Origin of the sequence: Acinetobacter sp. FDAARGOS_558 (assembly GCF_003937785.1) — a bacterium.
GTDB lineage: Bacteria > Pseudomonadota > Gammaproteobacteria > Pseudomonadales > Moraxellaceae > Acinetobacter > Acinetobacter baumannii.
In genome coordinates, this window is record NZ_RKJH01000001.1 from 3,928,278 (window position 1) to 3,940,181 (window position 11,904).

Here is an 11,904-nt window from a genome sequence, read left to right on the forward strand (position 1 = left end):
TTTGTAAGTCATTTATATATTTTTGTTGAAATAATTTGTGCTAATTGGTCATTACCGAGGTCATTAAAATGTACTCGGTCAACAAAAATTGTGTCTTTAAATGCTGGAGAATCTTTTAAAAGTTCATTCATGTCAAAACAAGGGATGCCATTAGCTCTATTTTGGATATGATTAAAGAATGGGATATGAACTTCTTTCCCTAATACTCCACTGAATAATCGATAGAAATTATTTGGACAACTTTCTATAGCATGGAATACAGCATCTTCTTCTTGGGTAAGAAACTCTCTACACCAATGTGATAAGGGCTGGAGAATAAATGTTAGAGATGCTCCATGAGCAGCTAATAATAGTTTCCATTGTTGTAGGGCAACTGTTATTGCATCTGCCGCGCGGATTAATCTTTCATCTAAGGAAATGCCTGCGTCTGTGATAATCTCATCCGCTGGATTATTTCTTGAAAATACTTTTTTGAAACGTTGAAAAAATGAATCTCTATTTGCTGTATCAAAAGAATCTTTTTTACGTTTCATATCCTCATTAAATTTGTTCATATAATGTTGGAATTCAAAAGAATAATAATAACGTCCGTATTCACTTGCAAATTCATCTGGGATACCTTCTAGAGCTAGTGTATTCATGCCACTGAAGACTACGACATGACCAATCTCTCCAACTCGCTCTTGATTCATTAAGTATAAGAGTAGTTCTTGGGTTGCATTGTAGCCGCGTCCTGCAAAAGTTAACCATCGTTCGCCAGTAATTTCACTTAAACGTGAGGCAACGGTATTTTCATCACAAGTAGCGCCAACTCCTAAAGCGGTAGACCCACCGACTAATAAATTTACTCGGCCATTTGAGGGACGCTCACCAACAGAAAAACGCTTTCCATTTAGAAGGCTATAGCGAAATCCTAATGAATCAGTATTAACTGTCTCAGAACGAAAATTTTTTTCATGGAAATACATTGTATAAGGTACCCATCTGGCTCCTACATGCATAAAATTATCATAATCACGAATTTGTGGAGTCCAACGATAGACTTCTTGAATGGCTTGCTTGTGGTCAAGTATAGGTTTATTAGTCAAGCGCATATTCTTTTCTCCAATCGGTTTTTTCTTGCCATTCAGGTTGTTCAGATTTTATTAAAAGAAAGTTGCCAATAACCAAGCCATCCATTTCTGTTCTCATAAAGCAACGATATGCATCCGTTGGGCTTTCGACAATAGGCTCCCCTCGGACATTAAAAGAAGTATTGATTAATATTGGGCAACCTGTAATCGTAGAAAACTTACTTATCAATTTTTTAAAGCGCATATTATGTTTTCCATCTACTGTTTGAATTCTTGCTGAAAAATCAACATGAGTTACAGCAGGGATCTCAGAACGGGTGAGTTTTAATTTTTCTATACCTGAGTAATTATGTTCATTGTTAACTGTCTTACGCCTATTAGCATGTATTGGAGCAACTATTAGCATATAAGGTGAAGAACTATTGAGATCAAACCATTGGGCTGCATCCTCTGCTAGTACAGCAGGAGCAAATGGACGGAATGATTCACGATTCTTAATCTTTAAGTTCATAACACTTTGCATTGTTTCAGATTGAGGATTTCCTAATATTGAACGTCCTCCTAATGCACGAGGACCAAACTCCATTCTCCCTTGAAACCAACCAATTACTTTATTATTTGCCAATAGTTCTGCTGTTTTTTGTAGTAATGTATTCTCTTCAAGATATTGATAGTTGGCGCCCCATTGATTTAGGGCTTCTTGAATCTCAGAATTTTTATATGCATTACCAAGATAGGCGCCCTGCATTTGGTCACTGAACTCATCAACTTTCCTAGTTCCTTGCATTTGCTTGTAGTAGCATAGATATGCTGCTCCAAGTGATCCACCCGAGTCTCCAGATGCAGGTTGAACAAAAATATTCTTAAATAAACCAGAACGTAGCAACTTGCCATTCGCTACACAGTTAAGCGCAACACCGCCAGCCAGACAAAGATTTTCAGCTTGAGTAAGAGACTTAATTTTCTTTGCCAGCATCAACATAATTTCTTCAGTAACAACTTGTATTGACGCAGCGAGATCCATCTCCTTATTTGTAATAATACTTTCAGGCTCTCGGGCAGCTCCTCCAAACAATACTTCGAATTTATCGGTGATCATCCGATTCCCGACTTCATAGTCAAAATAATCACGATTTAGGTAAAAACTGCCATCCTGATTGATTGTTATTAGATTTTTTAAAATAATATCGACATAGCGTGGGGTGCCATAAGGGGCGAGTCCCATCAATTTATATTCACCTGAATCTACTTTGAAACCGCAGTAATAGGTAAACGCAGAATATAGTAGTCCTAAAGAATGTGGGAAACGAATATCAAATAAAGAGCGTAACTCTGTACCACAACCATGCCAAGCTGTAGTTGTTGACCATTCTCCAACCCCATCGACACACAGCACAGCAGCATTAGTATAAGGGGAGGGATAAAATGCCGATGCAGCATGACTCTGATGGTGTTGACATATATAGAACGGAGGTAAAACTTGTTCTTGAAAAATGTCTGTAAGTTCTTTTTTTATAAGAGAAATAATATTTTTTCTTGCAACAAAACGCTTATATTGTTTTGCAAAATTTAATGCACCTTTTGGAAAGTTCTTTTTATAAGTCGTGTATATACGTTCAAATTTAATTTCTGGATCTTCATAATAGGCAATATAAGAAATATCTTTAAGAGTAATTCCAGCTTGCTTAAAACAAGCAAGTAATGCTTGACGGGGAAAGCGATTGTCTTGCTTAATGCGAGAAAAACGTTCTTCTTGTAATGCACATATAATCTCGCCATTTTTAAGTAAGGTAATAGCGCTATCATGATAAAAAGCGGAAATGCCTAGAATGTAACTCATAATCCTTCCCGTGTGATAGTTAAAATGCCAATAGATAAGAATAGAAGGGGCGGAATATAATCAAACCAAGATGCTCTTTGTATAATCGATTTTAATTTGCGAGCCATCACACCAACGGTCATATTTACACAGATACCTCCGAAGTTGAAAATTAGTCCATATAAGAGAAAATATAGCCAAGCAGGTTGAGAACTTGCAGGTATAAATTGTGGTAATAAACTCACAAAGAATAGACCAATCTTGGGATTAGATAGATTAATCAACATTCCTTTGCTAAATGAATAACGGTCTGCTTCCGTAGAGTTCTGTGAAAGAACATTGGAGCTTTCTACTGATTTACGTTTGGGCCAAGATATATAAGCTAAGTACAGTAGATATAAAGCGCCAATGAATTGAATAATTTTGTATAGCCACGGAATTTGTTGAAAGATAAACATTAATCCAAATGCTGATAACAAAACATAGAAGAATACGCCAAATTCAACTCCTGCCGCTGCTTTTAACCCAGCTTTTACTCCATATTTTAATGATTGATTCATTACATAAAACATAGCAGGGCCGGGCGCTAAATTAATTACTAATGCTGTGAGAACAAAAGATAAAAAATTATAATTCATTACTTAACCTTTTCATTAAGTGCTTTTCCATTAAATGCTTTTTTGAAAGTACGATGTAGAAGATGGTTCATACCGCTTCGGAACCAATTTTCTTTCGGTGGATGGTTAAGCGAACGATAACCTGTCCATATACGTTCCCAGTGTTGTTCTCTCGCTTGTTCACCACCTTGTTGAAAAATATTGTCGAGGTGATGCTTAATAGCATCTATAGCCCAAGCTGAATGTCCTGTGACTACATTATCGATAGTATTGTGAAGACTGGTGAAAAGTGAGCTAAAACCGTAATAACTTAAAATGTCTCCAGATCGACGATATTCTCCACCTACACCAGAAAGCTCCATTGCCAGATTCAATCCAAGAGTCTCAGGTAAAAAGGAATGTGGAAATAAAGATATGGCTAGCCAGAAAGTTGGAACTTTGAAATCGTCTTCATCAAATAAGATAGAAGTGGCAAATTTTTTATCAGTAAATTTCCCAATATCTATTCCCATACTTTCTAATAGTTGTTTATAGATATTTCCATGGTGGAGATTTATATCTCCACCTCCGAGTTCATCAAGAAGTGTCCGATATTGTAATCCTCCAATATACGTACTGACCCTTGCAGGAGTTGAGGCATTACGCAGCCATGCCCCATCAATTAGGGTTAATGGTGCTAAGGCTATAGCATCATTAATAATATCCTCTCGGCTTTCTTTTGGTATTCCTTCTAAGGGAATATAACTATTCACTTGATGTAGATGTTGAACATCTAGCCATTTATCTAATCGTTCATGACTATATGGATAAAATGGTAGTCCCTCTTGTTTTAAAGCTTGTTTATGTGCTGCAAGCCAATTTTGAGCAAAATTTTTTGCTGTAGGTAATATATCGGGATAACATCCAGCATGTAAAAATAGTGGATACAATTCTTGGAGAGTAAAATTACTGTATTTATCTAAAGCTTTAAGATTAGCTTGAGCTATTATTTTTTCATCCAAATCTTTAATAGGTACCGAATTAATCTTGTTATTACTATTACTAACAAGAAAATTAGTTTGTGTAATATCTTGATTAGCTAAATCTTTAATCCATGTTTCTACTATCTCAATATCTTGTTCTGAAAATACACCAAACATTGCACCTTTAGGATTTTTGATAAGTTTTACAAAAGTACTTTTATCAGGTTGTCCAGGTGATATATATCTGGAAGAAGCTAAAGCATTAAGAAGATGGTTTGGAGAAAAGTTATCTGAAATAAGCCAATCGTCAATTGGTTTATCAGATATCTTGCCACGCTTATGGTATCCATGACCATATTTTCCTAGCTTCTGTATTAAAGATAACATGGCTGTATTATTGCTAAATTTTTTAGAATCTACTAAATCTGAAAATAGAGAATCTTCAAATTTTCTAATAATATTAATGGTTGTATTGTAGCCATTATTAATCTTGTCTAATGTGTTATTATATTTAATATATTGATTAATTGCTAAAATGGAAATTTTAGTAAAATTTCTATGTTTTAAATTGCTAAAAATACTTTTTTCATATTGGTTAATTAAGCTTAATTTATCTAAATATTGGGCCATTGCTAAATTAACGCCTAAAGACTCTGGATATAATTTTTCAGGAAATTGAGCAATACTGAGTAGGAATACTGGTAGATTAAATGCATACTCCTGAATGTTAAGATTTTGTGTAAAAGTATTATTAAATACATCAGGGAAAATTAAGTCTACCGTACTGGCATCTAACTCAAATTGATGAGACAAACCATGAGAAATATTTCCACTCCCAACCATATCTGCATGAATTTTAAGCAATACTCCACCTTCTTCTTTCCATGCATAATTGATGGAGGAGATACCTGTAAGCCAACTACCAATTGTCTTAAATAAAGGGCTAAATTGAGTATAAAAAAATTGATAATAAGCTTTATTTTTTAATAAATTTATATATTCACTTGGTTTTCTTAGTAAATCTTTATCATTAGTAAACTGATTTTCAGAAATAGCACATAATAGATTGTTATGCGTAGTTCTAATCTCTTTTGAAAATAAAAAATCTAGATTTTTCCAAATAATTTCTAGATATGGATAAACTTCCTCAAGATGAACTAACTTAGTGAACCATTGACGATCCTTAAGATGTATATCTTTTAATATAGTATTCGGAATAGGAAGAAATGTAGGTTCTGTATTATTAATTTTTTCCTGATAAAGTTTAACCATTATAGATACTCAATGTAGTAGCTTTATTTGTTAAGAATCCCCATGTTTTAAACCAATACATGAAGAAATGATTATTAAAAGTTTCGCTTTGTAATATAAAAGGATTTATTCTGCCTCCTTGGGGAATGAATTTTTTAGTAATGATATAGGTTAATTTTTGATTACTGAAAATACTGAGTTTTTTTTAATTTTTCAAGTTTTTTATATAAAATATTTATATTTTATATAAAATTAAAATATTGAATTTATTTTTTAATTTATATTAAATATTAAGTTGAATTTAAATATATTTTTCATTGTGTGATTTTTTTAAATTTTATTAATTATACCTTGTGGGTAGATTGTTTTTAATAATAAAAGTTCTAATATATTAATTTTCTTTATAGGTGTTATTAATAAAATTAAACAATTAAGTAGTATTTTGTGCTGTTGTATTTTTGAAAAAAACTTAAAAAATTTTTCTATAGGGGGTAAATCGTTTAAATAAGATTTTATTAATTCTTATAATTACTCAATCTGCTTTACTTTTGGAAAGAGCGTAGTTTTATTTGGTTTTATAAAAAACCCAACTAAAATTAATAAATTGAGTTGGGTTATGCTTCATCATATAACTATAACTTTAGATAGCTAATGGAAAGTAAACTATAGAAGTTTATACAATAAAGACGATAAAATAAATTTATACATCATTAATGTGTTTCATTCAAAGCATCTTGAATATTGTGCACCATATGAATTAAACGTGGCCCAATTTCACCTTCAAGTTTTTCCGGATTTAAATGAAAACTTGGCGCACCACAGTTAAAAACATAAAGACCGTGTTTAGAACTAACCAAAGGTACAGCCACCGAGTTCACTTCTTTATGCCACTCGCCTAAAGACAAACAATATCCATAATCTTGGTAATAACGGAAAGCTCGTTCTAAAGAACGTTTTATGGCTGGCCAGTTTTCTGGATTCTTTTGTTTCAACGCATCAAGTAGAAAGTTGCGCTCACGTTCAGGAGTCGCAGCCAAACATGCTCGTCCCATAGAACTGCTATGCAGTGGTAAAGTCGAACCAATTGGACGGCGCATATTTAATGCAGTTTCAATTTGCACAACATCGATATACACCATATTCAAACGGTCACGCGTTGCCATCGCTACAGGCGCTTGAACATACTGGCTCATCTCTTCCATATATTGATGAGCAATATTACGAATCGAGATGTTAGATAATGCTGCATATCCTAAAGATAAAACGCCAATATCTAATGTATATTTGGTCGAGTTAGGCAATTGTTTTAAATAACCTAATGACACAAGGGTATTGGTAATACGTGCAATGGTCGGTTTAGGTAAACCTGTCATTTTTGCTAATTCTTGGTTGCCAAGCACCTGATTATTTGCAGAAAAGCATCTTAAAAGTTCTAAACCACGTGCTAAAGAAGCAATAAATTGCGGGTTGTTTTCCCGATGTATATGCGAAATAGGATCTAAACGTATCTCATCAAAATTTATTGGTTTTTCAGTTTCCGTGTTTTGAGACATTCGATCCTCAAATATAATTAAAGCAATAGTTTTGCTATTATATTTCGCTCTGCAAAATAAATCCATTCATCACTGCGCTGTTGTGATGAATGGATATCCGGTTCAATGGTTATGAAACGTTTTCAATCACCATCGCAAGACCTTGACCTACACCAATACATAGGCTCACCACGGCATATTTCTTCTTACGGCGAATTAACTCGCGCGCTACTGTTAACGCAAGACGAGCGCCTGAAGCACCAAGTGGATGACCAACAGCAATCGCACCACCGTTCGGGTTCACACGTGGATCATTAAAATCAACATTTAAACCTTTTAAACAAGATAAAACCTGTGAAGCAAAGGCTTCATTAATTTCGATAATATCCATGTCATCTAAAGTAAGGCCAGCACGTGCAACCGCTTTTTTAATGGCTTTGATCGGACCTGCACCCATAATGCGTGGCTCAATACCCGCAGCTGCTGCTGACAAGATTTTTGCCATTGGTTTTAGGCCATATTTTTGACCTGCAGCTTCTGAACCAATCAAAAGTGCTGCTGCACCATCATTAATACCTGAGGCATTACCAGCTGTAACCACGCCACCTTCAAACAGTGGTTTTAACTTTGTGAGTGCTTCAACAGTTGAGCTTGGGCGGGGGTGTTCATCTTCTGAAACGAGTTTAGGGGGCAATTTTTTGCCTTGGAAAACCTCAATTGGTGTAATTTCATCGACAAAGAAACCTTCTTCTTTGGCTTTTTGATATTTGGCTTGTGATTGGGCTGCAAATAAGTCGGCTTGTTCACGGCTAATCCCAAACTCGGCTGCAACGTTATCGCCCGTTTCAGGCATTGAATGACCGCCGTACTGAGCAATAATTTTTTTATTTGGAAAACGAGATCCAATGGTGGTGTCATAAATTTTTGCATCACGGCTATAAGCACTTTCCGCTTTACCCATCACGAAGGGAGCACGTGACATACTTTCTACACCACCTGCAATATACAGTTCGCCTTCACCACAAGTAATGGCACGTGCTGAGTCAATCACAGCGCCTAAACCACTCGCACATAGACGGTTTACTGTCTGGCCCGGTACAGTAACAGGTAGACCTGCAAGTAATAATGCATTTCGTGCCACATTACGACTATCTTCACCCGCTTGGTTGGTGTCGCCTAAGATCACATCTTCAATATCCGCACCCGGCACACCAGTTTTTTCTAGTAGTTTTTGAATGACAGTTGCGGCTAAATCATCAGGGCGAATTGAGGCAAGTTCACCTGCATGACGACCAAATGGACTACGTAAACCATCATAGATATATGCATTTAACATTGAGAAATTCCTTTTCAAGACTCGTGAGTAAAAGTAAGAGGTAAATGAAGTGCGACACGACGCTGTAACCACGGGCTAGGGCGGTAACGTGGGTCATGCGTAAGTGCTGTTATACGGTTCAGAATGAGTAAGATTTTTTCGCTACCGACTTGATCGCCCCATTCAATTGGTCCAAATGGATAGCCTAAGCCAAGACGTACTGCAGCATTAATGTCATCTACCGTTGCAATATTTTGCTGGGCAATATCGCAACCTAAATTAATGACCATTGCTAAAACGCGCTGCGCAACAAAGCCAATACTTTCATTAATCATGCTGACCATATTTCCATCTAGATTGAAAATAGAGTGAGCGGCTTGTCGGTATTCAGGTTTGGTAATGAGTGAAGGCATTAAGGTTCGATGCTTTGCAATACCATAAAGCATGTCTATAGCAACGGCTTGTTCTGGGTTAATCCCTAGTCGGGTCGCCGCTTGGGTTGTGTCTTCACCGTAACAAGCGAGCAAACATAAGCTACCTGTTTGTGGTTCCGAATTGGTGTCTAAGGTAATATTTTGCTGAGTTAAATAATCTTCGAGCTGTTTTTTATCGTCTAAGAAATCGGCAGCGATCCAAACTTTTGAATATTGTGCTAAACGCTCTACAAACTTCGCAGGTTGTTCACCTGTTTTTGAACCGGTTTCATAGTTATAAAAACCTTGATTAACTTTACGTCCAAGTTGTTTGGCATCTAGCATTTGTTTGGTGAGCGGGTTTGGTTTGTAGCGGGCTTCTTCATAGTACTGATGATAAATCGACTCCATAACTGGATGCGAGACGTCAAGGCCAGTTAAATCCATTAATTCAAATGGCCCCATTCTAAAACCAACGCCGTCACGTAAAATTCGGTCAATTTCACTGATATCACAGACATTCTCATTTAAAATTTTGAGCGCTTCGGTGCCATAAGCTCGGCCCGCGTGATTAATAATAAATCCAGGGGTGTCCTTCGCTACAACAGGGCGATGACCAAATGCACGAGACAGATCGTTTAAAGCATCAATAATAAGTGGGTCTGTTTTTAAACCACGAATGACTTCGACCACTTTCATGAGTGGAACGGGGTTAAAAAAGTGATAACCCACAACACGCTCAGGCTTTTTGCAATTTGCAGCAATGGCTGTAATAGAAAGAGAAGAGGTGTTTGAGGCTAAAATAGTATTATCCGAAACAATATCTTCAAGCTGCTGCATCAAGCTTTGTTTGATATCAAGACGTTCAACAATTGCTTCTACAATGAGGTCGCAATTTTTTAAATCTTCAATTTGATGAGCAACAATTAAATGGTTATTTGCCGCTGCTGCTTGCTCAGATGTAATTTTATTTTTGTCGACTAACTTTTGAAATGTAGCAGCCAGTTTTTCTTTAGCCTGTTCTGCTGCACCTGCTTTGGCATCATATAAATAAGTGGTATGACCTGACTGTGCAGCAATTTGAGCAATACCACTGCCCATCACACCTACACCAATCACAGCCATGCTTTTAATATCATAAGTCATGTCGATCATCCTGATTATTGATCTATATTTGAAATTAAACGGAAAAATAGGGTTGGGTGATTTAGCTTAAGCATTGTTTATCACCATCAATTGGTAAGATTTGTCCTGAAATTGAGCGACCACTGTCTGACGCTAAAAATAGGCATAAATCTGCAATATGCTTTGGATTGACAAAATATTTGAGCGACTGATTTTTCAGTGCATTTTGAGTCACTTCTTCAAGTGAGGTCTGCGCTACATCGGCACGGGCCTGTAATACGCGTTGAACCCGATCACCATCGACTGCACCCGGAAGAATAGCGTTAACTCGAATATTATCTGCACCGAGTTCCATAGAAAGCGTTTTGGTAAAACCAATCAGTCCCCATTTTGAAGTGGAATAGGCCAATCGATATGGATAGCCTAAGCGTCCGGCAATAGATGACATATTTATAATCACGCCTGCCTGTGCTTGCTTTAAATAGGGAATGGCTAACTGGGTAATTAAAAAAGTGCTATTCAGGTTTAAATTAATCACCGTGTTCCAATCTTCAAAACTTAGCTCATCTGCTGCAACGGTTGGGCCGGAGATGCCTGTGTTATTGACTAAAATATCAATACCGCCAAGTTTCTGAATGGCTTGACTAAACATCAGTTTAATTTGCTCATGATCAGCCAAATCACAGGTATATATATGTAGCTTTGGATAATCTTGTTGAAATTGTTCTAGGCTTTTAGCATTAATATCACAAACAAAAACTTCATCCTGATTGTTTAAAAATACCTCGGCAATGCATCGTCCAATCCCTGAACCACCTGCACTAATTAATACTTTCCTGGCCATTTTCATTCCTTTGTTATTATGGTTTTAAATTATTTACCTTGATACGACGGCTTACGCTTTTCGATAAAAGCTTGAACGCCTTCATTTTTATCTTCCGTAGAAAACAACAACTGGAATGCTTTTCGTTCTAGCGTTAAGCCTGCATTTAATGGAACATCCTCGCTCATCAACGCAACTTCTTTAATTTGTTGCAGGGCAATGGGCGGCATTTTTGCGAGGCTTTGTGCCATTTGAATTGCAGTTGGAATAGTTTGGTCATCTTCTGTGACTTGTGAAACAAGACCAATCAAATAAGCTTCTTCGGCTTTGACCATGGCGCCTGTCATAATCATGCGCATGGCATGGAATTTACCCACAGCACGGAATAAACGTTGTGTACCGCCAGCACCAGGCATTAAACCAACTTTAATTTCCGGCTGGCCAAAGGTTGCACCTTTACCTGCAATAATAATGTCAGCGTGCATTGCAAGTTCGCAGCCACCCCCTAATGCATAACCATTTACGGCAGCAATCACGGGTTTAGGGCACTGGGCAATCGCATTCCAATAACGTTCTGTATGACGCAATAACATTTCTGTGGAAGTTGCGGTTGCCATTTCTTTTAGATCTGCACCTGCAGCAAAGACTTCTTCACCGCCCGTGAGCACAACCGCATTGATCTCATCGTTAAAACTTAACTCGGTAAAAGCTTGAGCGAGTTGTTTGCGAACTTCACCGTTTAAAGCATTTTTTGCTTCTGGGCGGTTAATTTTAACAACCGCTATTTTTTGAATAGAAAAGTCGACTTCTACGAAATTATTCCCTGTTGACACACTCATTTTTGAATTCCTTGTTTCGCATATCAAAACTATATTCCTTTTATGATGCTTATTTTGGAATTTATTTCAAGTCTTATTTCTTTTAAGAGCGTAGTTATTATCTTTTAAAATAGTTAAGTTATTGATATTACGTAT

General features: G+C 36.6%; 9 protein-coding genes. All 9 read right to left on the reverse strand.

The window, feature by feature from the left end; all coding sequences use genetic code 11:
• Nucleotides 1-8 precede the first annotated feature (8 nt).
• The 9 genes from EGT34_RS18965 to EGT34_RS19005 all read right to left on the reverse strand — a co-directional run bounded on the left by EGT34_RS18965 (nt 9) and on the right by EGT34_RS19005 (nt 11,769).
• Nucleotides 9-1,094, reverse strand: coding sequence for a hypothetical protein (locus tag EGT34_RS18965; protein WP_001241325.1), 1,086 nt, complete (start codon nt 1,092-1,094; stop codon nt 9-11).
• Nucleotides 1,081-2,913, reverse strand: a complete 1,833-nt coding sequence (locus tag EGT34_RS18970) for a carbamoyltransferase (RefSeq protein WP_000120405.1) — start codon at nt 2,911-2,913, stop codon at nt 1,081-1,083. The genes EGT34_RS18965 and EGT34_RS18970 overlap by 14 nt, the downstream gene beginning before the upstream one ends.
• Nucleotides 2,910-3,530, reverse strand: a complete 621-nt coding sequence (locus tag EGT34_RS18975) for a LysE family translocator (RefSeq protein ID WP_001108710.1) — start codon at nt 3,528-3,530, stop codon at nt 2,910-2,912. The genes EGT34_RS18970 and EGT34_RS18975 overlap by 4 nt, the downstream gene beginning before the upstream one ends.
• Nucleotides 3,530-5,743 carry an iron-containing redox enzyme family protein gene (locus tag EGT34_RS18980; protein WP_024437435.1) on the reverse strand — a complete coding sequence of 738 codons (2,214 nt, stop codon included), beginning with the start codon at nt 5,741-5,743 and terminating at the stop codon, nt 3,530-3,532. Before EGT34_RS18980 ends, EGT34_RS18975 begins: the two co-directional genes overlap by 1 nt.
• A 689-nt stretch (nt 5,744-6,432) precedes the next feature.
• The gene (locus EGT34_RS18985; RefSeq protein ID WP_000081484.1) at nt 6,433-7,275 is read right to left on the reverse strand and encodes an IclR family transcriptional regulator; all 843 of its coding nucleotides are present in this window, start codon (nt 7,273-7,275) and stop codon (nt 6,433-6,435) included.
• A gap of 109 nt (nt 7,276-7,384) precedes the next feature.
• The gene (locus EGT34_RS18990; protein WP_000930808.1) at nt 7,385-8,590 is read right to left on the reverse strand and encodes a 3-oxoadipyl-CoA thiolase; all 1,206 of its coding nucleotides are present in this window, start codon (nt 8,588-8,590) and stop codon (nt 7,385-7,387) included.
• 14 nt (nt 8,591-8,604) lie between these two features.
• Entirely contained in the window at nt 8,605-10,128 is a 1,524-nt protein-coding gene (locus EGT34_RS18995) for a 3-hydroxyacyl-CoA dehydrogenase (RefSeq protein ID WP_000220498.1), read from the reverse strand.
• Between the two features lie 61 nt (nt 10,129-10,189).
• Entirely contained in the window at nt 10,190-10,951 is a 762-nt protein-coding gene (locus EGT34_RS19000; RefSeq protein WP_000101935.1) for an SDR family oxidoreductase, read from the reverse strand.
• 29 nt (nt 10,952-10,980) lie between these two features.
• Complete coding sequence (locus EGT34_RS19005) at nt 10,981-11,769, reverse strand: enoyl-CoA hydratase (protein WP_000116913.1); 789 nt, start codon at nt 11,767-11,769, stop codon at nt 10,981-10,983.
• Nucleotides 11,770-11,904: the final 135 nt, after the last annotated feature.